Origin of the sequence: Bacillus sp. ISL-35 (assembly GCF_018613355.1) — a bacterium.
Lineage (GTDB): Bacteria > Bacillota > Bacilli > Bacillales > Cytobacillaceae > Mesobacillus.
Genome location: NZ_JAGGQK010000023.1, coordinates 38056 through 59671 on the forward strand (window position 1 = coordinate 38056; position 21616 = coordinate 59671).

Genomic DNA, 21616 nt, shown 5'->3' on the forward strand with positions numbered 1-21616 from the left:
GTCGGAATCGAGAAAAGTGTCTGATAGAAAGTCTCTAACGGACAAGTAGAAGGGTGAAATCGAGAAAAGTGTCCGATAGAAAGTCTTTAAATGGATATACAGAAGACGAATCACAGATCCCTCATGACCAACGCTATATGGCTTGAGACATTCCAGCCATATACCTTGTACAGAACACGAAAGATGGCTAAAATAGATAAATATCTATTCAAATCGGGAGGAAGTAAATTGAGTATGACTCCGGTCGAACAATTATTTACCGCATTCAATACTACAGCGGACATTTTAAAAGAAGAACTTTCATGTACATATTTGGAGGCACTGGCTGAAACAGGGGAAAATATTTTCCAGGGCACAATGCTTCAGAACGAATTAGATGAAGTCACAAAGAAGAGGCTTGAAAAAGCATACAAAGAAATCAATCTTGATTCTTTTAGCAAAGAGGAAATCCGCAAAGGCTTTCAGCTGGCCATCCTGAAGGGGATGAAGGAGCATATTCAGCCTAATCACCAGATGACGCCTGATTCTGTCGGAATGTTCATTGGATATCTCGTCAGCAAATTCGTTGAGAAGAAATCGTTCAGACTGCTTGACCCGGCTGTCGGGACGGGGAATCTTCTGGCAACGGTTTTGAACCAGCAGACGAATAAAGAAATCGAATCTGTCGGTGTTGAGATTGATGACCTCCTCATCCGCCTCGCATTCGTCAATGCCAATCTCCAGAAGCATCCGGTTGAATTTTTCAACCAGGACAGCCTTGAGCCATTGTTTGTCGATCCGGCGGATGTCGTCGTTTGTGACCTTCCGGTGGGCTTTTATCCTAATGACCTCAGGGCTGCGGATTATGAAGTCAAAGCAGCAGAAGGGCATACGTATTCCCACCATATGTTCATTGAGCAAAGCACAAGGCACCTAAAAGAGGGCGGCTACATGTTCTTCATGATCCCGAATGGACTTTTTGAAAGCGAACAAGCCCCAATGCTGCATGAATTTATCAAGAACCATCTGATTGTCCAGGGAGTGTTACAGCTTCCAGCTTCTCTGTTCAAAACCAAGCAGGCTGCCAAAAGTATCCTGATCCTTCAGAAAAAAGGTGAGGATGTGAAGCCCCTAAAACAGGCTCTCCTGGCCGAGCTGCCGAAATTCTCGGATGGACCAGCAGTCAATCGAGTTCTGGATAAAATTGACCAATGGTATAAAGAAAATAAAAGTTCAGCAAAATAACGAAAAAGGACCGGTTATGTGCCGGTTCTTTTGTCGTTCAAAAGGGTAAATACACCGTGATAATATTTTTTTCTAATCCTTAGAAGTATCTGAATAAAAACTCATTTTGTGTTTAAGCAAGCTTTTCTTGAAATGTGAAAAAGACAGTGTTTAAATGGGAAATTGAGAGATATATTCACGGCCTGTGGCACACAATAAAGGTGTACTATTTCACTGGATTTTTAATCAGGTTGTTATATAAAAGGAGCGGTACAAAATGGCAAAAATCATTGCAATCAATGCCGGCAGTTCTTCACTTAAGTTCCAACTATTCGAAATGCCGAGCGAAGAAGTTATCACAAAAGGAATCGTCGAAAGGATCGGTCTGAAGGATTCAATTTTTACAATCAGTGTGAATGGTGAAAAAAACAAAGAAGTTACCGATATCCCGAATCATGAGGTTGCAGTAAAAATCCTGCTTGATAAACTGACAACTCTGGGCATCATCAAGTCACTTGATGAAATCGAAGGAATCGGCCATCGTGTTGTTCATGGCGGCGAGGAATTCAGTGATTCAGTCTTGATTACAGAAGAGGTTTTAAAAAAGATCGATCAGCTTTCCGAGCTTGCACCACTTCATAATCCGGCAAACTTAACTGGTATCCGTGCATTCCAGCAGGTGCTGCCGAATGTTCCGGCGATCGCTGTTTTCGATACAGCCTTCCACCAGACTATGCCTGAAAACTCATTCCTATACAGCCTTCCGTATGATTACTATAAAAAGTACGGAATCCGTAAATACGGTTTCCATGGAACTTCACACAAGTATGTTTCCCAGCGTGCTGCGGAAATGCTTGGCCGTCCCGTGGAGCATCTGCGCCTGATTTCTTGCCATCTTGGAAATGGAGCAAGTATTGCTGCGATCGAAGGCGGCAAATCAATCGATACATCAATGGGATTCACACCGCTTGCAGGTGTTACAATGGGGACTCGTTCAGGAAATATTGACCCTGCCTTGATCCCTTACATCATGGAAAAAACAGATAAGAGTGCGGATGAAGTATTGAATGTCCTGAATAAAGAGAGCGGCATGCTAGGTGTATCCGGATTCTCAAGTGATCTTCGCGACATCGAAGAAGAAGCCGAAAAAGGAAATGACCGTGCCGAGCTTGCCTTGAAGGTGTTCGCTGACAGAATCCATAAATACATTGGATCATATGCAGCGCGCATGTGCGGTGTTGACGCCATCATCTTCACAGCTGGTATCGGTGAAAATAGTTCGGCAATCCGTGCCCGCGTATTGCAGGGACTAGAATTCATGGGTATCTACTGGGATCCTGCTTTGAATAAAGTGCGCGGTGAAGAAGCATTTATCAGCTATCCTCACTCACCAGTGAAGGTAATGGTCATCCCGACAGACGAAGAAGTCATGATTGCACGCGATGTTGTGCGCTTGGCGAAATAAAATGATTTCAGGCAGGAGCTGAGTGCTCCTGCCTTTTAATGTTGTGGCAAAAATTATGCTATACTGGAAGAAAATTCACACTGGCTGGAGGGTATTCGATGTCTTTGACTCAACGGGAACAAAAGGTGCTGGATGAATTGAATGCTTGGGAAAACAAGCTGTATGACTATGAACCGAATGACTTTGAACTGGCATATGACCGATACCTTGAACGTTCTTTTACATCATTGCCAGTCGAGGTCCAGGAGCGCTTTTTTACTCTATTCGACAGCTGGCTTTTCCACCTACATTCTTTGATCCAGGGCTCGCAATTGCAAATGGATGCCAAGGAAAGGATTCTTTCTGCGGGACGGGTATACAATCCGGACTTAGATACAATCAAAGACTTAAGAGAGCTGCCTATTGAGCAGCTGGAATTTATCGCAAATCAGCAAATTGCCCGCCATAGACTTTATTCCTTTGTACAGGGAGGAATGTCAGGCAGCGGTGGAAACCTTGTGCTTGGAGTCGATATGCCAGCGATGGCGGTCATCAACCTGCGGATTGTCCAGCTGGTTGCGATGACATACGGTTTCGAGGTGAACACACCGTTCGAGATGATGGTCGCGCTGAAGGTCTTCCATACTGCCACAATGCCTTCGAGGATGCAGAGTGCCGGCTGGGAAGAATTGAAAAATGACCTTGACCAGGCAGAAGACTTCTATTTTTACGAAGGAAATGATGATCTTACAGACGTAACATGGCTTGAACAGCCGATCAAACAAATCTTTAAGGGTATGGCAATCTTGATGTTCCGCAAAAAGCATGTCCAGGGGATGCCGATCATCTCGATGGCAATCGGCGCAGGGGCAAACTATCAATTGACAAGGCGAGTAACCGATTTTGCCCATAAATTTTACCAAATGAGATATTTCAAAGAAAAAGGGGCATTGTAGGAAATGAGCATACAAGAACATAAGCAGGCCGCACCAAGCCAAGTGCGCTGTAAAGTCATAACGGTAAGCGATACAAGGACACCCGAAACCGACAAAAGCGGGAAATTGATGATGGAGTACCTTGAATCAGCGGGCCACAAAATCGTTGATTATGTGATTGTAAAAGACGAAGCAGAACCAATCAGGTCCGAAGTCCTCAGTGGCTCCGCCAATCCAGAGGTGGATTTCATCCTAACAAACGGCGGCACAGGGATTGCCAAACGAGACGTCACAATCGAAACAGTCCAGAGCCTCTTTGAAAAAGAAATCCCGGGATTTGGCGAGATTTTTCGGATGTTAAGCTACCAAGAAGATATTGGCTCAGCGGCATTGCTGTCACGAGCGGCAGCAGGAGTCGTCAACGATCGTGCAGTCTTTTCAACACCAGGTTCAACAGGAGCAGTCCGCCTGGCTATGGAAAAACTGATCATCCCAGAGATTGGACATGTGGTGAGAGAATTGAAGAAGGATTTATAATCACTTAGTGGATGGAATCTTAGCGGATTTCATCTTTTTTTGTGGTGGAAAGGAATTTGGTAAAAATTGTAGAATTAAATTATAGGAGTTTCCAGAGAAAAGGAAGTTGAAGTGTTGATAAAAGGAGACTCTATCCTGACAGTGGTGGGCCACTAGCTGAAAAGTAGAGAGTAATACGATGACGCTGAAAAAAGAGCGTGAATTCTGACAGGTTTAAGGTATTCAGAGTAAAAGCTGTCAAAATAACCGCTGAATTAAGACAGGTTTGGAGGATTCGGAGTAAAAGCTGTCAAAAAAAGCCTTGAATTCTGACAGGTTTAAGGTATTCAAAGGAAAAGCTGTCAAAAAAAGCTCTGGATTCAGACAGGTTTGGGGGATTCGGAGTAAAAGCTGTCAAAAAAATCCCTAAATTGTGACAGGTTTGAAGCGTACGGAGGAAAAGCTGTCAAAATAACCGCTGAATTAAGACAGGTTTGGAGCATTAAGAGGAAAAGCTGTCAAAAAAAGCTCTGAATTCTGACAGGTTTGAAGCATTAGAAGTAAAAGCTGTCAAAAAAAGCCCTGAATTGTGACAGGTTTGAAGTGTTCAGAGGGAAAGCTGTCTAAAAAAGCCCTGGATTCAGACAGGTTTGAAGTGTTCAGAGGAAAAGCTGTCAAAAAAAGTCCGGGATTCAGACAGGTTTAAGGCAAGAGGCATAAAAGCAGTCAAATAAGCTCTTTAAAATAGGTTTGAAGGGAACAAAGGGGATGCTGGAAATGTTTAAGTTTAGAGAAATAAATAAAGATGAAGAGTTATTAAACCAAGTAGCGATCTTATATCAACAAGTCTGGGCTCAGGAGGACCTTTCGATAAAGGAACGAGTTATGAGGCATGCAGTCTATGCTGGCTACAGAGGTTTTGTGGCAATCTCCAGTCAAGGGGAAGTGGCTGGGTATGCATATGGCTATTCTTCTCTGCCGGGTCAGTATTATCATGGATTGCTTTCAGAAGCGTTACATCCAGAAGAGTATCAAACCTGGCTGACAGATTGTTTTGAATTCGTCGAATTGGGAGTGCTTCCGGCATTCAGGAATCAAGGACTGGCAAAAGAGCTGGTAAATCGCTTACTGGATGGAACGGGTCATGAAACAGCAGTATTAACAACACAACTTGATAACAATTCTGCTCGGGGTTTATATAAAACCCTCGGCTGGGAAGTCATAAAACAGCCGTTTTATCCAAGTGAACATGCGCAACCTTATGTCATTATGGGAAAGCATTTGTGATGAAACTAATCATTGCTTTGATTTTTGTCGTAATCGGAAGTATTCTGATTGGTTCCTCTGTCAATGAAATCGGCCAGGTGGGAAATGTCCTTATTAAGGTGTTGGGTGCGATTTTTCTCATTAGCGCGATCAATATAGGCAGAAAACAGAGATACAAAAAATAGCCTGGAGCTCCCAGGCTATTTTTTATGGAATTGAACATGTTATCCGTGCATCTTCGCTGATGTAATATCCTGATGTGTTCGGTACCAGAGCCAGAGGTCGTTGATGACGGATGCGAGCTCGGCAATTTCGCTGTTCAGTTCACATGAAGTGACAAAGTTGCTTTCATTGGAAAGCTGTGCTTGTTTATGGTTGATTGTTTTTTCGAGCTCGGCAATCCGGTCAGGAATGCTTCCGCGTATTTTTTCCCAATGAAGCAGGATGGCGTGCTGTGTATCAAGGTCATATTCTTCCCATTTCTTATTAAACTCAGGCAGGGGTATGCCCAGACGGCTGTTAAAAAGAAAATATTGATCCATTCGTGAAGCCCCCATTCCGATAAACATGCTTACATTCTACTATACTTTTATTTCCTCTTCTACATTAGCCAATCAGAAGTTTTTTGGAAAATTAAAATTAAGCCTTGAAAAGTTCTATAAAACCTGTTAATTTTATAAACATGAATAAAAATTTATATTAATGTATAAATATCCGAAACAGAAAAGGAGCTTTTAAAATGACTGAAAACAAAGTGGTGCTTGCCTACTCTGGCGGGCTTGATACATCTGTAGCGATTAAATGGCTGAAGGATCAAGGATACGCAGTGGTAGCATGCTGCCTAGATGTCGGGGAAGGAAAGGACCTTGATTTTATTAAAGAAAAAGCTTTGAAAGTCGGTGCTGTCCAATCATACGTATTGGATGTAAAAGAAGAATTCGCCACTGAATATGCACTTTTTGCCCTCCAGGCACATGCGTTATACGAAGGGAAATATCCGCTAGTATCGGCACTTTCACGCCCGCTTATTTCTAAGAAACTAGTAGAAGTTGCAGAAATGGAAGGCGCTGTTGCTGTGGCGCATGGCTGCACGGGAAAAGGAAATGACCAGGTTCGCTTCGAAGTATCCATCAAAGCATTGAACCCTGAACTAAAGGTGATCGCTCCAGTTCGTGAGTGGAAATGGTCACGTGAAGAAGAAATTGCTTATGCTGCCAATAATGGTATTCCGATTCCAATCAATCTGGACAGTCCATTCTCAATCGACCAGAACTTATGGGGACGAAGCAATGAGTGTGGGATCCTTGAAGATCCGTGGCAGGCACCTCCAGTCGAGGCTTATGAATTGACTGCAGAGCTGGAAGATACACCTGATACACCTGATATTATTGAGATTGAGTTTGTGGAAGGAGTGCCGACTGCCATTGATGGCAAAGCATATCCTCTTTCAGAATTGATTCTTGAATTAAATGCTATTGCAGGCAAGCACGGCGTCGGAAGGATTGACCATGTGGAAAACCGCCTTGTCGGCATCAAGTCGCGCGAAGTGTATGAAGCACCTGCAGCGATGACCTTGATCAAGGCGCATAAGGAACTGGAAGATATCACGCTTGTTAAAGAAGTGGCCCATTTCAAACCGGTAATCGAGAAAAAAATGACAGAATTGATTTATGAAGGCTTATGGTTCTCCCCGCTTCAAGAAGCGCTGGCTGCGTTCCTGAAGTCAACTCAAAAACATGTCACTGGCACGGTCCGCGTCAAATTATTTAAAGGTCATTCAATCGTCGAGGGCAGAAAATCACCATATTCTCTATACAATGAGAAATTGGCGACATACACTGCAGACGACGAGTTTGACCACAATGCAGCGGTTGGTTTCATCAACCTTTGGGGGCTGCCAACAGTAGTCCACAGCATGGTCCAGGGCAAGAAGGTGACAGTGTGAAAAAATTATGGGGCGGCAGATTCACCGGATCTGCAGAAGAATGGGTAGATGAGTTCGGTGCATCGATCGGCTTTGACCAGGAGTTGGCGAAGCAGGACATCGAGGGAAGCGTCGCCCATGCTACAATGCTTGCTGCCTGTGGCATCATTACTCAAGATGAAGCAAAGGAAATCATTCAAGGTCTGAAAAAACTTGAGCAGCAAGCAGAGCAAGGTGAACTGGATTATTCAGCTAAACTGGAAGATATTCATTTGAACCTTGAGCATCACCTGACAGAATTGATTGGTCCCACTGGCGGGAAGCTCCATACAGCAAGAAGCAGGAATGACCAGGTTGCCACAGATATGCATTTATACCTGAAAGAGCAGGTGGCAGAAATCATTGAATTGATCACTGATTTCCAAAAAGCACTCGTGGATCAGGCTGAGCAAAATATCGAGACACTGATGCCAGGGTATACCCATTTGCAAAGGGCACAGCCTATCTCGTTTGCGCACCATCTCATGGCTTATTTCTGGATGCTGGACAGAGATAAACAGCGTTTTTCCGACAGCCTGAAAAGGATTAATCTATCGCCTCTTGGTGCAGGGGCACTCGCTGGGACTACTTTTCCGATCGACCGCCACATGACAGCAGAAATGCTGGGGTTTGCCGGTATTTATGAAAATAGTCTTGATGCTGTCAGTGATCGAGATTTCATTCTTGAGTTCCTGTCAGACAGTTCAATCTTGATGATGCACCTTTCACGATTATGTGAGGAAATCATTCTCTGGACCAGCCAAGAGTTTCAATTCATCGAGCTATCCGATGCTTTTACGACTGGAAGCAGCATCATGCCGCAGAAGAAAAATCCAGATATGGCTGAATTGATCCGTGGAAAAACTGGCCGGGTATATGGCAGCCTTATGGGTCTGCTGACCGTATTGAAAGGCTTGCCCTTAGCCTACAACAAGGATATGCAGGAAGATAAAGAGGGAATGTTTGATACAGTCAAGACAGTCAGAGGCTCCCTGAAGATTTTTGCTGGGATGATCAGCACGATGAAGGTGAAGAAAGAGAAGATGGAAGGCTCGGTCAAAAACGACTTCTCCAATGCAACGGAGCTGGCGGATTATCTCGCGTCGAAAGGACTTCCTTTCCGTGAAGCCCATGAAATCGTCGGCAAGCTTGTGCTGGCCTGCATTGAAAAAGGCTGTTACCTAGGGGATCTGCCGTTAGATGCTTATAAAGATATGAACCCGTTATTTGAGGAAGACATTTATGATGCCTTAAATCCGTACAATGCTGTTGATAGAAGGAAGAGTGCAGGGGGCACTGGTTTTTCTCAGGTCCTGGTACAAATCGAAAAAGCGAAAAGCTTGTTATAAATGTAAGAAGCACGCAGCATTTGCTGCGTGCTTTATTCATGGTGGTGATTAATCATTTTTGTCTGTTCTGACAACCAGGACATCACAGGATGCATAGCGGGTAATATGTTCAGACACACTTCCTATAAAGAAACGTTCCACTGCGTTCATTCCTGTTGCTCCGCAAATAATCAGGTCGGCGTTGTATTTTTTCGCAGCATCCTTCGCAATCTTGACCTTTGGTGAACCATAATCGATTTCATAGCTTACATCTTTAATTCCGGCATCGGTTGCCTGTTGTTTGTAGCTTTCCATCAGCTCTGTAGCAAACTGGTTCGCACGCTCAGAGATTGTGCGGTCATAAGCCTCTACAGTGGCAAATGTGCGCAAATCGATGATATGGGTCATGACCAGTCTGGCATCGTTCCTTTTTGCGATCTCAATGGCTTTCTTGAATGCCCATGCTGCTTCTTTAGAACCATCAACGGCAACTAAAATATTCTTATAATATAGCGCCATAGTTCTCGCCTCCTTTACCTATATTATACAACAGTTTCCCTGGTATAGCTGTGACAATCCAACGAAAACTATAAATGCAAGCATCACATCAAAGGAGGAACCATAATGGATAAAAAGGAGAGACAAGGCCGGTCACCCTATGATTACGATGACCAGGGTGTCATGCAAGTCAGCCAGCAGATCATGGATTCATACAACAGCGGAATAGTCCCACAGGAACAAATGAAAGCAGCCGCTGAAGCCGATGAGGAATTGAGGTAGTTTTTGGAGACTCATCATTAAAAATTCAGAGAATGATCGGAAAATAAAGGCTTGCTAATGTAGTATTCTTAGCAGGCCTTTATCTTTAAAAAGCTGGCAAATTCGTTTATTAGTGAAAGGGGGAACGGCTTTCATTTTTTAAAGACTGCTGTAGACATAATGTAGTGAAATAGTGTTTTTACAATTAAATTCTCCTATATGGGTAATCCAGCTGAATGAAAATCTAATATCTTTAAAATTCAGAATAGTATATTTTAGGGAATTTTATACGAATTGTTTTGCCAAAAGCTCTTTTTTCTACTAAAATGAAAGTGTTTTCAAACTCGTTTCTTTTTACTATTTTCCACTTTAAATATAGTATGAAGAAGCAGTATGAAATGGAAGAGCAATCATAATACATAGGAGGTATGCAAGAATGCGTATCGGTGTACCTAAAGAGATAAAGAATAATGAAAACCGTGTGGCCATGACGCCTGCAGGAGTTGTTAACCTTGTGAATTTCGGACATGAGGTTTACATCGAAACAGGTGCCGGAATTGGCTCAAGTTTTACGGATGAGGATTACAAAGCTGCTGGTGCACTAATCGTGGAAAGTGCACAAGAAGCATGGGCACAGGATATGGTCATGAAGGTTAAAGAACCTCTGCCAGAAGAATACGGCTATTTCCGTGAAGGTCTAATTTTATTTACATATTTACACCTTGCTCCAGAACCTGAGCTGACAAAGGCATTGATCGAGAACAAGGTTGTTGGTATTGCTTACGAAACAGTTCAGCTGGCAAACGGCTCACTTCCATTGCTGACGCCTATGAGTGAAGTGGCTGGCCGTATGTCTACTCAAATCGGCGCTCAGTTCCTTGAAAAGGTACACGGCGGAAAAGGAATTCTTCTTGGCGGAGTTCCTGGTGTCCAAAGAGGAAAGGTTACGATCATCGGCGGCGGTGTAGCTGGAACGAACGCAGCGAAAATGGCAGTCGGACTTGGCGCTGAAGTTACTATGATTGACTTGAATCCTGACCGTCTTCGTCAACTGGATGATATTTTTGGATCTGATATTACAACGCTTATGTCCAATCCTTTGAACATCGCTGAAGCAGTCAAAGCATCTGACCTTGTAATCGGTGCTGTATTGATTCCTGGCGCTAAGGCTCCTAAGCTTGTGACGGAAGAAATGATCCAGTCCATGAACCCAGGCTCAGTCGTTGTCGATATCGCGATCGACCAGGGCGGAATTTTTGAAACAACTGACAGAATCACAACTCACGACAACCCAACTTATGAAAAGCATGGAGTCGTTCACTACGCAGTTGCCAATATGCCGGGAGCTGTTCCACGGACAAGCACAATTGCACTGACAAACGTAACAGTGCCTTACGCAGTGCAGATTGCGAACAAAGGCTACAAGCAGGCTTGCCTTGACAATGAAGCGTTGCTGAAAGGAATCAACACGCTTAATGGCTATGTAACTTACCAGGCGGTCGCTGAAGCGCATAACCTTGTATACTCTCAAACAAAAACATTATTGGAACAAATTTAATGATTCACCGAGATCCGGAGCTAACCATCCGGATCTTTTTATATGGGTCAATTTTGGACAAAGCTGTTTAAAATCTTTCAATTTTAGCGTATATTATTTATGGGATACGGGTTCTCTAATAGAATGTCCGTGATAAATTGTAACCTGAGGAGTGTCATGATGGATAAAGTACTTGTTTTTGGCCATAAAAATCCTGATACAGATACAATCTGCTCTGCGATTGCGTATGCAAACTTAAAGCAAAAGCTTGGTGTCGATGCAGAAGCAGTGCGTCTGGGCCAGGTCAATGGAGAAACTCAATATGCACTAGATTATTTCAAGGCTGAAGCGCCGCGCCTTGCCGGCAGGGTTTCTGAAGAAGTGGACAAGGTTATCCTTGTCGACCATAACGAACGTCAGCAAAGTGCGGAAGATATTGCTGAGGTACAGATCGTTGAAGTGATTGACCACCACCGTGTGGCCAATTTCGAAACAAGCGATCCGCTTTATTTCCGTGTTGAGCCAGTTGGCTGCACAGCGACAATCCTGAACAAGATGTACAAGGAAAACAATGTTGAAATCGATAAGAATATTGCCGGATTGATGCTGTCTGCGATCATTTCTGATTCCTTGTTGTTCAAATCCCCAACCTGCACAGACCAGGACGTGGCAGCTGCTCGTGAACTAGCTGAAATTGCTGGAGTCAATGCAGATGAATACGGCCTTGAAATGCTGAAGGCTGGAGCTGATCTTAGCAGCAAAACGATTGAAGAGCTCATTTCTCTTGACGCGAAGGAATTTCAAATGGGTGAGTCCAAGGTTGAAATTGCCCAGGTGAACACAGTGGACGTCAATGATGTTCTACTGCGCAAGGTTGAGCTTGAAGATGCATTGATCAAAAAAGTGACTGAAAAGAAACTTGGTTTATTCTTGCTGGTGATCACGGATATTTTAACAAATGACTCGGCTGCACTTGCGATTGGTGAAAAAGCTTCAGCAGTCGAAGAAGCCTTCAATGTAACACTTGAAGACAATACAGCGACACTTAAAGGCGTCGTTTCCCGCAAGAAGCAAGTCGTTCCAGTTTTGACAAATGTACTGGCTAAATAATAGCTAATAAACGAAAACCGTCCTTGCCAAATCAGCAGGACGGTTTTTACATATTTCTGGGTTCAATATTAAGCGAATCTCTCAGATCTTGCAGTTGCTTTTTTCAGCTTGATTGTAATATAGGCAAAATACACAAAAGCGGCAATCGAGAAGTAAATCCATGCTTGCGCTACTTGAGCGCTTTTCCAAAGACCGGTCATGGACAGCAATGCTGGAAAAGTCAGAGTCAGCCATGACTGGACCATGGCTACCTTGCCGATATACGCATCGATTTTCTTGTTCATTCCCATCGACAGGAAGAACAGGAACCAGAGATAGGCCCACATCAGCCAAGTAAGCGTATTGACGATATCTTCAAAATGGATATAGGCAACGAATGCGTAAATAAGGGCTATGACAGCCACCCAAAGAGAGTACCAGCCCAGTCCGCTGCCATCAAGGTCCTTCAATAAAGTCATGCCAACATATAAATAAGTGAAGCCAAATAGAAAGATGCTGGCAAGGCTGTAGATGGTCCAGTTGCTTTGGTCAGATGCGATGATTAAATAGAATGGAACGATGACCTGCATGGCCCCGATAAACAAATTGAATACAGCTACACTTTTCGCATTCGCTTTTCCCAGCAGCATCAAGCTGTTCAGGAAAAGTGCTGCGCCTGATAATAATAAACCTGCGTCTCCCATGATGTATGCCGCCCTAATGAAACTGGACGGCTCTGACCTCCTTTATCGAGTAACGATAGAGTAAATAAGAAAGAGCAATTCCAAAACCCTGTTTGCGAGGATAGAAGGAATTGCCCCTTATGTTAACTTGTAGCTATTACACCATTTTCTTCGACTGATCGACTTTGTCCATATCCTTGGATGTGAAATATCCAGGCAGGATTTCATCAATTGTCGTTTCCTTCACATCACCATTCAGGTTCGAAAGGTAGATTTTAGTATCCTCAGTCGCAAATTCTGCTATAACCTGGCGGCAGGCACCGCAAGGAGAAACAGGACCTTCAGTATCAGCCACGACTGCAATCGCCTTGATTTCTGTGTCACCTTCGGATACGGCCTTGAAAATCGCGGTTCTTTCGGCACAGTTCGTCAGGCCAAACGAGGCATTTTCAATATTGCAGCCAAGATAGACATTGTCATTGCTTGTGATAATTGCAGCGCCAACCTGAAACTTAGAATATGGAACGTATGCTTTGCTTCTTGCATCGATAGCTTTTTCAACAAGCGTTTTTTTATCCATCGTCCATTCCCCATTCCCGAATGATATATTTGTTGCTTAGTATGAAGAGTCTGAAGACAAACCGTTGACGATTGCTACGCCAGAGCTTGCGCCAATTCTTGTTGCGCCAGCTTCGATCATGCTTTGTGCATCCTCAAGGCTTCTCACTCCACCGGATGCCTTCACGCCGATATCTGGGCCAACTGTTTTTCTCATCAATGCGATGTCTTCGACTGTTGCTCCGCCTGTTGAGAATCCAGTGGATGTCTTGACGAAATCCGCTCCTGCACTTACAGAAAGCTTGCAAGCCATTTCTTTTTCCTCATCAGTAAGAAGGCAAGTTTCGATAATGACCTTAGTCAATGCTTTGCCCTTCGCTGCATCAACCACTGCTTTGATATCCTTTTCAACAAGGTCATACTGCTTGTCCTTCAATGCGCCGATGTTGATGACCATATCCACTTCAGTCGCACCATTTTCGATGGCATTTTTCGTTTCAAAGGCCTTTGTTTCTGAAGTTGTCGCTCCAAGAGGGAAGCCGATGACTGTGCAAACTTTTACACCTTCAGCATCCTTCAGGATTTCAGCTGACCTCTTTACCCATGTAGGGTTAACGCATACAGAGGCAAATTTATATTCTTTTGCTTCCTCAGCCAGTTTTACAATCTCTGCTTCGGTTGCATTCGCTTTAAGCAATGTGTGGTCAATCATACCTGCTAAATCTTTAGTCATGTCAATTCATTCCCTTTCGATAAAAAAATATAATGAAACGCTTTCATAATGAAGAAAAATATATAGCTCAAAGTTATTATGTGTTACTTACATGAATAATATAGCAGGTGGTTGAACAAATGTAAATAACCTAATGAACATATGTAAAAATAAACACTGGAAATACACGGAATTGTCATAGTTCCTTTCGTCTTTGTAAAAGGCTCTTTTCTCAATTTGTTGCATTTGACTACAAAATTGGATTAAATGACCTATGTTTCTTCACAAAATTAAAGCTATTAATGAGAAAAGAGCCTGCACACTTAATTCAGAACTACAAAATGGCTTCTTATCACGTTAAAATCGGCTTTAGAATTTTAACAACAATCTTTACGAAAACAAACAGCCTTGTAAAATTTTCTTTTGACTTTAACAGGACATTTCTTTATAGTGGCAATATAAATTGAATACAAATCCTGCATCGCGGGAGAGGTTCATAGCGGACACCCTCTATAAAAAACTATGGATTTGATTCAACCATATCCAGGAGGATGTGGTTTTTTTATTAGCAGGGTTTTCGGCCTCGTTTAGCGTTTGCGGACAATAGTGGAGGCTTTATAATGGCAGGAAGAAAAGATGAGGAAATGAAAGATTTGACGTTGCTTGGAAACCAGGGGACCAAGTACTTATTTGAGTACAGCCCTGAAATATTGGAAACCTTCGAAAACAAGCATCCATACAGGGATTATTTTGTGAAATTCAATACACCGGAGTTTACGAGCCTGTGCCCGATCACAGGGCAGCCGGACTTTGCATCGATTTATATCAGTTATATCCCGGATAAGCTGATGGTAGAGAGCAAGTCTTTGAAACTGTATCTGTTCAGCTTCAGAAACCACGGTGATTTCCACGAGGATTGCATGAACATCATCATGAATGACTTGATGAAGCTGATGGATCCAAGATATATCGAAGTCTGGGGCAAATTCACGCCAAGGGGCGGAATCTCGATCGATCCGTACACAAACTACGGCAAGCCAGGAACAAAATACGAGGAAATGGCAAACTACCGGATGATGAACCACGATATGTACCCGGAAAAAGTCGATAATCGTTAAATTGGAAAAGAGTAGCTGCTGATGCTGCTCTTTTTTTACTGAAAAAAAACACGGATTTTTTTCAAGTCGCTATAAAAATTCAAAATTCGCTATAAAAATCAGATTTTCGCTATAAAAAAATAAAAGTCGCTATAAAAAAGAATTTTTCGCTATATAAAAGGGAAAGTCGCTATAAAAAGGAAAATTCCGCTATGAAAAATAGAAAAACGCTATAAAAAGGGAGCTTCCTCAATAAAAGTCAAAAACAAACCGCCTGGATCACATGATCGCAGGCGGTTTTGGGGTTGTTTTACGATACAAATACCAATTCTTTAGGATATTTCGTTAAAATTTCAATTCCATCCTCTGTGATGACTACATCATCTTCAATTCTTACGCCCGCGACTCCTGGTACATAAATTCCCGGTTCAGCGGTGAACACCATGCCTTTTTCCATTATTAATGGGTTCGTGCTTGTCAATGATGGGTACTCGTGGACGCTGACTCCGAGCCCGTGTCCAAGGCGGTGAGGGAAGTAGTCACCGTATCCAGCATCTTCAATCACTTTGCGTGCAGCAAGGTCAACCTCTGAGCAAGCTACTCCGGCACGAGCTGTATCTAAAGCTTTCAGCTGTGCTTTCAAAACGGTATTGTAGATTTCTTCCTGCTGTTTAGTGACCTCTCCATAGGCAACAGTCCTTGTAATATCTGAGCAGTAGCCATCCATCACAACGCCAAGGTCGAACAAGACGAGGTCACCTTTTTTGATCTTGGTAAGTCCAGGTGTGCCATGTGGTGCGGCTGCATTTTTACCAGTAAGGACCATTGTTGAAAAGGACATTTCTGTAACGCCTTTTTTCTTCAATTCATACTCGATCGCAGCAAGGACATCCAGCTCGGTTTTGCCTTCCTTGATTTCGCTGACTCCTGTCTCGATTGCAAAATCAGCCAGTTCACATGCTTTTCTCAGCCGTTGCAATTCTTCTTCAGTTTTCACCATCCGCATCAGGCGCAGTTTTTCCTCTGCTGATACGAATTCAGCATTGCCCAAAAGTCCAGTCAGCTTTTCATAGCGCTCGACATTCAGCTGTTCCTTCTCGATTGCAATCTTCTTAATCGCAGGAATACGTTTCTTCATCGCATTGAAGGCAAGTTCCATTGAGTCATCTGTATCGCTATAGCCGAGGATTTCAAGCTCCCATCCGGCGTTTTTGGCATTTTCCTTGTCCATTGCCGGGCAAATCATGAAAGGCTCGGCATCCTGGAACACGGCAACAGCCAGCAATCTTTCGTGTGGATCGCTTAAAAATCCGCTCAAATAAAATACATTGTCAGGGGATGTAATAAATGTGACATCGACATCATTGTTCTTCATCCATCCTGATAACGCAGCCAATCTTTCAGTCATAGATATTCCTCCTCTATATGTACATCACACTATGAGAGTAGCAATTACCCGGTCAAAAGTAAAACTTTTAACTGAATGAGTTGTTGGGTATAAAGAAAAATGGAAGCAGGAAATCGCCAAATGGTGTTGAAATAATTTAATGATATGGCTGACTTTTGCAATGGCGTAATTTTTGCAAAAAGAGCCCTGAATGAAAGGAGCGATAATATGAAAGTATCTTATCACGGCCATTCTGTTGTTAAAATTGAAACGAATGGGAAAACAATCCTGATTGATCCATTCATTACAGGAAATGACCTGACCGATTTGAAAGTGGAGGATTTGAAGCCGGATGTGATTATCCTGACCCATGCACATGGAGACCACCTCGGGGATACGGTCGAACTGGCAAAAACACATGATGCCCTGGTAATTGCCAATTTCGAAGTCGCTACATATTTAAGCTGGAAGGGCCTGAACACACACGGAATGTCGATTGGCGGCGCGTATGAATTTGATTTTGGCAAAGTCAAAATGACCCAGGCCTTCCATGGAACAGGCATGGTCACGGAAAACAATGAGATGATTTATGGAGGCATGCCAGCGGGAATCCTGTTCATGGCAGAAGGAAAAACAGTGTTCCATGCGGGCGACACTGGTCTTTTTTCTGACATGAAGCTGATTGGGGAAAGGCATCCAATTGACCTGGCATTCCTGCCGATCGGCGACAATTTTACGATGGGACCGGAAGATGCGGCACTGGCAGCGGAATTCCTCGGTGCAAAGCAAGTTGTGCCGATCCATTTCAATACGTTCCCGCCAATCAAGCAAGATCCCCACGCATTCGTAAAAATGCTGAAAAACAATCAAGGCCGTGTCCTTGAAGCGGGAGAAGCGATCGAATTATAAAAACCATGGCTGCACAAAATTTGTGCAGCTTTTTTATTTACAATGCTTTTTTCTGAGCCTTAAGCATAGATTTGAATTAAGACAACCTATAGGAGGGGAAGAATGAAGAAGAACCGTTACTTATTGTACCTGCTGTTATGCGGCGTCATGCTCTATATTGCATTGCCTGAGCTCAATCTCCAGGCTGGGGGAAAGCAAGCCTTGTTTGCAGGCTCCTGGCTGTTCCTCGCGCTGCTGGTTTTTGCCGGGAATCTGGCGGCTTTTTTATACACGCCGAAAAAGAAGGCCAGCAACGAAAGCGGAAAAATGGGAAGCAACCAGAAAAGAAAATCACGCGTTTACACTGGCTGAGTTTTATCGGCCAGTTTTTCTTTTGATCAGAAACCAACTTCGAAATAAAGGCCTGGACCTTAATACAATTGAATCAAACCCTTTAAAACCTTATAATGTAAATGGATAGAGCTACATTGAACGGAAAATTATGATAAAGGGTGAAGGTCTTGGCAACTAAGCATGAACAAATACTTCAATATATAGATGAATTGCCAATAGGTGAAAAAATATCGGTACGCCAAATCGCCAAGGCGCTTAACGTAAGCGAAGGAACTGCATACAGAGCCATAAAGGAAGCGGAAAATAAAGGGTATGTCAGCACGATCGAACGTGTCGGCACCATCAGGATTGAGCGGAAAAAGAAAGAAAATATCGAGAAGCTCACGTTTGCAGAAGTCGTGAACATCGTCGATGGACAGGTCCTTGGGGGACGGGGAGGGCTTCATAAAACATTGAATAAATTTGTCATCGGAGCCATGAAACTGGAGGCGATGATGCGTTATACAGGTGCGGGCAACCTGCTGATCGTCGGGAACCGCGATAAAGCGCACGAGCATGCGCTAAGAGCCGGAGCTGCCGTATTGGTGACTGGCGGTTTCGACGCTGAGGACCATGTCAAAAAGCTGGCCGATGAATTACAGCTGCCGATCATCTCAAGCAGCTATGATACTTTCACAGTCGCGACGATGATCAACCGTGCAATCTATGATCAGCTGATCAAAAAAGAAATCATCCTTGTCGAGGATATCCTGACACCGGTAGCCGAAACGATTTTCCTCAAGGCGAATGACACTGTGTCGGACTGGTACCGCCATAAGGACGAAACGCTGCACAGCCGTTTTCCAGTCGTCGACCATAATATGAAGGTGATTGGGATGATCACTTCAAAGGATGTCATGGGCCATGAACAGGATACATTGATCGAGAAAATCATGACGAAAAGCCCGATGACCGTCAGTGGCTCGACGAGTGTTGCTTCATCTGCCCATATGATGGTGTGGGAAGGAATTGAGGTATTGCCAGTTGTTGATGATGGGAACAAGCTTCAAGGCATCGTCAGCAGACAGGATGTATTGAAGGCTCTTCAGATGGTGCAGCGCCAGCCGCAGGTAGGGGAGACACTGGATGATACGGTGACGAACCAGCTTGTCCTGGCGAAAGGAAAGACCAAGGATGAAGATATTTTCCGCTGCCAGGTGACTCCGCAGATGACGAACCACCTCGGGACCATTTCATACGGTGTTTTTACAACAATCGTGACAGAAGCAGCGAACCGTGTGCTGAGAGGATATAAAAAAGGTGACCTGGTTGTCGAGAATATGACGATTTATTTTATCAAGCCTGTCCAAATTGACAGTGTCATAGACATTTATCCGAAGGTTCTCGAAGTAGGAAGGAAGTTTGGAAAGGTGGATATTGAAGCCTTCAATGACGGAATTCTTGTCGGCAAGGCGATGATGATGTGCCAGCTGATCGACAGACATTAATAGATTGAAAAAGCCGATCCGTAAACGGATCGGCTTTTTTTGAACGTTAATTTTCCTGGGCTTCTTTTACAGCATGCGGAAGATAAAATTTATAAGCTTTAATCCCACCCCATACACTCAATGAACCAATGACGATAAAAATAGCACCCACGATGTATGTGACAGTCGTCTGGAACAGGAACAGTTGATTGATGCCGAACAGTGCAACGAACAATCCCAGGGCGATGCTGGACTTGGCAGATAGCCATTTTCGCTCAGCAGGACGTTTGCTGCGGACATATTTAATCTTGTAAAAGATATAAAAGACGAATGAAAGAACGATCAATAATACGAGAATAGGCATTGCAATTCCTCCAAATTCAATAATCTACTCTATTTTACCGTTTATTTAAGCAGAATGCCATACAGTTGTCCTTGCATTGGCTACGCGGCAAGGAGTAAATTCGAAAATAATAGATTTCATTGCAAAAGATATTATTATATTCATGAAAAAATTATTTATTCGCAAAAAAGATTACTTTATTCGGAAAAAATAAATTTTATTCGAAAAAAAATACTTTTAATCGCAAAAACCACCCGTTTATTCGCAAACTGGAAAAAATCACGGCTTTTTTCCAGCTTAACAGTTCCCGCAAATGTCTTCATGCTTTTCTTTTCCAAAAAAGATGTTCATAATTGAGATATGAAAAAGGTGAAGGAGCATTTTGATGAAAGAGCAAATACTTGAGGCAATTGAAAATTATGAAACCATCATTATCCACCGCCATGTTCGGCCAGACCCTGATGCGTACGGTTCGCAGGGAGGACTTGCCGAGATTTTAAAGGCTTCCTATCCTGAAAAGAATATTTACACAGTGGGCGCAGAAGAACCATCACTTCATTACTTGAGAAGGCTTGATTCTATTCAGGATGCTACTTTTAAAGGCGCTCTGGTCATTGTCTGTGATACAGCTAATGCGGAGCGGATTTGTGATGAGCGTTATCGCCTGGGGGAACAGCTGGTGAAAATTGACCACCATCCGAATGAAGATCCATATGGTGACCTTCAATGGGTGGATACCTCAGCAAGTTCTACGAGTGAAATGATTTATGAATTTTATCTTACTTTCAAGGACCGTCTAAGGATGTCTGATGAGGCAGCAAGATTGCTGTATGCCGGGATTGTCGGCGACACGGGCCGATTCCTTTATCCAAGCACGACCAATAAGACATTTGCCTATGCGGGAGAACTGATTCACTACAATTTCTCGCGCACAGAGCTATATGACAGAATGTACGAACTTGCGCCGAATGTGGTGAAGTTGAACGGATATATCCTCCAGAACTTTGAGCTGCTCGAAAATGGTGCTGCGAAGGTCGTGATGAAGCAGGAATTGCTGGACCAGTATTCTGTGAAACCTTCAGAAGCATCGTTGCTTGTCAGCGAACTGGGCAACGTAGCGGGAATCAAAGCGTGGGTGTTCTTTATCGAAGAAGAAGACCAAATCCGTGTGCGTCTCCGCTCTAAAGGCCCTGTCATCAATACAATTGCCAGGAAATATAATGGCGGCGGCCATCCGCTCGCTGCCGGGGCATCAATCTACTCCTGGGATGATGTCGACCGTGTCCTGGCCGACCTTATCGAAGCCTGCAGTGAATAAAAATAAGGTGCGTTTCATGTCGAAACGCACCTTTCCAATCATCTGTTGTTAAAATAAACCCGCAATGCATCAGCAATCTCCGCTTCCATTCCATCAGTCCTGATTTTATAGTGGTCACCTTCAAGGGAAGAGGTGAAATCCGCGATTCCCTGATGTTTTAAAAAGTCATCAATGTCCGTTAGATGTTCACCCTGGTTCTTAAGGCTTTTTTGCCCGATAAAATCATCATTCACATAAACATCATACTGGTCTTCATTTAATTTCACCTGGCTGTCAGGGTCAGCATTGTTCATTGCGTAAGGCGGGAACAAACCACCTCCGACCCCGCTTCCACTGTTTCCAGCTCCGTTGTTGAAACTCATCTGAAATTCCTCCTGTCTATCCCTGCTCTGATATTTTATGATTCCCGTATCTTACAAGAGTCACACAAACAGATACAGAATGGAATTAATTACCTTTTTTACTGTTGAAGATTGCTATCGGGTGGGTAGCCCAGCTGTCAAGAAAACGAGGTAATTTTGACAGGATTCAGTGTTTAAAGCTCAAAGCTGTCAAGAAAACGTGGTTTATTATGACAGCTTGCAGGATTCAGAGTTCAAAGCTGTCAAAAAAACGAGGTAATTTTGACAGCTTGCAGTGTTCAGAGCTCAATGCTGTCAAGAAAACGCGGTGATTGTGACAGGTTTCCTGGTTTCGAGCTCAAAGCTGTCAAAAAAACGTGGTTATTGTGACAGCTTGCAGGGTTCAGAAAGTCAAGCCCATTATTCTGT

The 21616-nt window shown here is 43.4% G+C and carries 24 protein-coding genes and 1 riboswitch; of the genes, 16 read left to right on the forward strand and 8 right to left on the reverse strand.

The window, feature by feature from the left end; all coding sequences use genetic code 11:
• Positions 1–228 precede the first annotated feature (228 nt).
• The 6 genes from J7E38_RS21890 to J7E38_RS21915 all read left to right on the forward strand — a co-directional run bounded on the left by J7E38_RS21890 (position 229) and on the right by J7E38_RS21915 (position 5549).
• Positions 229–1224 carry a class I SAM-dependent methyltransferase gene (locus tag J7E38_RS21890; protein ID WP_214708294.1) on the forward strand — a complete coding sequence of 332 codons (996 nt, stop codon included), beginning with the start codon at positions 229–231 and terminating at the stop codon, positions 1222–1224.
• A gap of 256 nt (positions 1225–1480) precedes the next feature.
• Positions 1481–2668 (forward strand): acetate kinase, encoded by a 1188-nt coding sequence (locus J7E38_RS21895; protein ID WP_214708292.1) that lies wholly within the window; start codon positions 1481–1483, stop codon positions 2666–2668.
• A 98-nt stretch (positions 2669–2766) separates the two neighbouring features.
• On the forward strand, positions 2767–3603 hold the full coding sequence (locus J7E38_RS21900) for an EcsC family protein (RefSeq protein ID WP_214708290.1): 837 nt from the start codon (positions 2767–2769) through the stop codon (positions 3601–3603).
• A gap of 3 nt (positions 3604–3606) precedes the next feature.
• Positions 3607–4119 (forward strand): MogA/MoaB family molybdenum cofactor biosynthesis protein, encoded by a 513-nt coding sequence (locus tag J7E38_RS21905; protein WP_214708287.1) that lies wholly within the window; start codon positions 3607–3609, stop codon positions 4117–4119.
• A gap of 756 nt (positions 4120–4875) precedes the next feature.
• On the forward strand, positions 4876–5385 hold the full coding sequence (locus J7E38_RS21910; protein ID WP_214708285.1) for a GNAT family N-acetyltransferase: 510 nt from the start codon (positions 4876–4878) through the stop codon (positions 5383–5385).
• On the forward strand, positions 5382–5549 hold the full coding sequence (locus J7E38_RS21915) for a hypothetical protein (RefSeq protein ID WP_214708283.1): 168 nt from the start codon (positions 5382–5384) through the stop codon (positions 5547–5549). Before J7E38_RS21910 ends, J7E38_RS21915 begins: the two co-directional genes overlap by 4 nt.
• A 39-nt stretch (positions 5550–5588) precedes the next feature.
• On the opposite strand, the gene J7E38_RS21920 is transcribed toward J7E38_RS21915, so the two are convergent.
• Complete coding sequence (locus J7E38_RS21920; protein WP_214708281.1) at positions 5589–5906, reverse strand: hypothetical protein; 318 nt, start codon at positions 5904–5906, stop codon at positions 5589–5591.
• A gap of 197 nt (positions 5907–6103) precedes the next feature.
• On the opposite strand from J7E38_RS21920, the gene J7E38_RS21925 reads away from it, so the two are divergent.
• Positions 6104–7309: an argininosuccinate synthase gene (locus J7E38_RS21925; RefSeq protein WP_214708279.1), complete on the forward strand. Its 1206-nt coding sequence runs from the start codon at positions 6104–6106 to the stop codon at positions 7307–7309.
• Positions 7306–8676, forward strand: coding sequence for an argininosuccinate lyase (gene argH, locus J7E38_RS21930; RefSeq protein ID WP_214708277.1), 1371 nt, complete (start codon positions 7306–7308; stop codon positions 8674–8676). The genes J7E38_RS21925 and argH overlap by 4 nt, the downstream gene beginning before the upstream one ends.
• A 48-nt stretch (positions 8677–8724) precedes the next feature.
• On the opposite strand, the gene J7E38_RS21935 is transcribed toward argH, so the two are convergent.
• Positions 8725–9174: a universal stress protein gene (locus tag J7E38_RS21935; RefSeq protein ID WP_214708275.1), complete on the reverse strand. Its 450-nt coding sequence runs from the start codon at positions 9172–9174 to the stop codon at positions 8725–8727.
• A 105-nt stretch (positions 9175–9279) separates the two neighbouring features.
• Between J7E38_RS21935 and J7E38_RS21940 the strand changes: the two genes are divergently transcribed.
• From J7E38_RS21940 to J7E38_RS21950, 3 genes are all read left to right on the forward strand, one after another.
• Positions 9280–9435, forward strand: coding sequence for a hypothetical protein (locus J7E38_RS21940; RefSeq protein ID WP_214708273.1), 156 nt, complete (start codon positions 9280–9282; stop codon positions 9433–9435).
• A gap of 415 nt (positions 9436–9850) precedes the next feature.
• Positions 9851–10972 (forward strand): alanine dehydrogenase, encoded by a 1122-nt coding sequence (ald, locus tag J7E38_RS21945; protein ID WP_214708271.1) that lies wholly within the window; start codon positions 9851–9853, stop codon positions 10970–10972.
• A 159-nt stretch (positions 10973–11131) separates the two neighbouring features.
• Entirely contained in the window at positions 11132–12061 is a 930-nt protein-coding gene (locus J7E38_RS21950) for a manganese-dependent inorganic pyrophosphatase (RefSeq protein WP_214708269.1), read from the forward strand.
• Between the two features lie 68 nt (positions 12062–12129).
• Here J7E38_RS21950 and J7E38_RS21955 read toward each other — a convergent pair whose 3' ends face one another.
• The 3 genes from J7E38_RS21955 to deoC form a co-directional block, all read right to left on the reverse strand.
• Positions 12130–12744, reverse strand: coding sequence for an AmiS/UreI family transporter (locus tag J7E38_RS21955; protein WP_214708267.1), 615 nt, complete (start codon positions 12742–12744; stop codon positions 12130–12132).
• Between the two features lie 136 nt (positions 12745–12880).
• Entirely contained in the window at positions 12881–13303 is a 423-nt protein-coding gene (locus J7E38_RS21960) for a cytidine deaminase (RefSeq protein ID WP_214708265.1), read from the reverse strand.
• Positions 13304–13339: 36 nt separating this feature from the next.
• On the reverse strand, positions 13340–14014 hold the full coding sequence (gene deoC, locus J7E38_RS21965; protein WP_214708263.1) for a deoxyribose-phosphate aldolase: 675 nt from the start codon (positions 14012–14014) through the stop codon (positions 13340–13342).
• A 462-nt stretch (positions 14015–14476) separates the two neighbouring features.
• Positions 14477–14523: riboswitch (PreQ1 riboswitch) on the forward strand.
• A 90-nt stretch (positions 14524–14613) separates the two neighbouring features.
• Between deoC and queF the strand changes: the two genes are divergently transcribed.
• Complete coding sequence (gene queF / locus J7E38_RS21970) at positions 14614–15111, forward strand: preQ(1) synthase (RefSeq protein WP_214708261.1); 498 nt, start codon at positions 14614–14616, stop codon at positions 15109–15111.
• Positions 15112–15400: 289 nt separating this feature from the next.
• Here queF and J7E38_RS21975 read toward each other — a convergent pair whose 3' ends face one another.
• A complete protein-coding gene (locus J7E38_RS21975) occupies positions 15401–16498 on the reverse strand; it encodes a M24 family metallopeptidase (protein WP_214708258.1) in 1098 nt (365 codons plus the stop codon).
• 207 nt (positions 16499–16705) lie between these two features.
• On the opposite strand from J7E38_RS21975, the gene J7E38_RS21980 reads away from it, so the two are divergent.
• From J7E38_RS21980 to J7E38_RS21990, 3 genes are all read left to right on the forward strand, one after another.
• Positions 16706–17386 carry a metal-dependent hydrolase gene (locus J7E38_RS21980; protein ID WP_214708256.1) on the forward strand — a complete coding sequence of 227 codons (681 nt, stop codon included), beginning with the start codon at positions 16706–16708 and terminating at the stop codon, positions 17384–17386.
• A 102-nt stretch (positions 17387–17488) separates the two neighbouring features.
• Positions 17489–17737, forward strand: a complete 249-nt coding sequence (locus J7E38_RS21985; protein WP_214708254.1) for a hypothetical protein — start codon at positions 17489–17491, stop codon at positions 17735–17737.
• A gap of 149 nt (positions 17738–17886) precedes the next feature.
• Positions 17887–19206, forward strand: a complete 1320-nt coding sequence (locus J7E38_RS21990; protein WP_214708252.1) for a CBS domain-containing protein — start codon at positions 17887–17889, stop codon at positions 19204–19206.
• A gap of 46 nt (positions 19207–19252) precedes the next feature.
• Here J7E38_RS21990 and J7E38_RS21995 read toward each other — a convergent pair whose 3' ends face one another.
• Entirely contained in the window at positions 19253–19549 is a 297-nt protein-coding gene (locus tag J7E38_RS21995) for a YtpI family protein (RefSeq protein ID WP_214708250.1), read from the reverse strand.
• A 364-nt stretch (positions 19550–19913) separates the two neighbouring features.
• Here J7E38_RS21995 and J7E38_RS22000 point away from each other — a divergent pair, with 364 nt between their 5' ends.
• A complete protein-coding gene (locus J7E38_RS22000) occupies positions 19914–20846 on the forward strand; it encodes a DHH family phosphoesterase (RefSeq protein WP_214708248.1) in 933 nt (310 codons plus the stop codon).
• A 38-nt stretch (positions 20847–20884) separates the two neighbouring features.
• Here the strand turns inward: J7E38_RS22000 and J7E38_RS22005 are convergent, their stop codons facing one another.
• Entirely contained in the window at positions 20885–21208 is a 324-nt protein-coding gene (locus J7E38_RS22005) for a hypothetical protein (RefSeq protein ID WP_214708246.1), read from the reverse strand.
• Positions 21209–21616 lie beyond the last annotated feature (408 nt).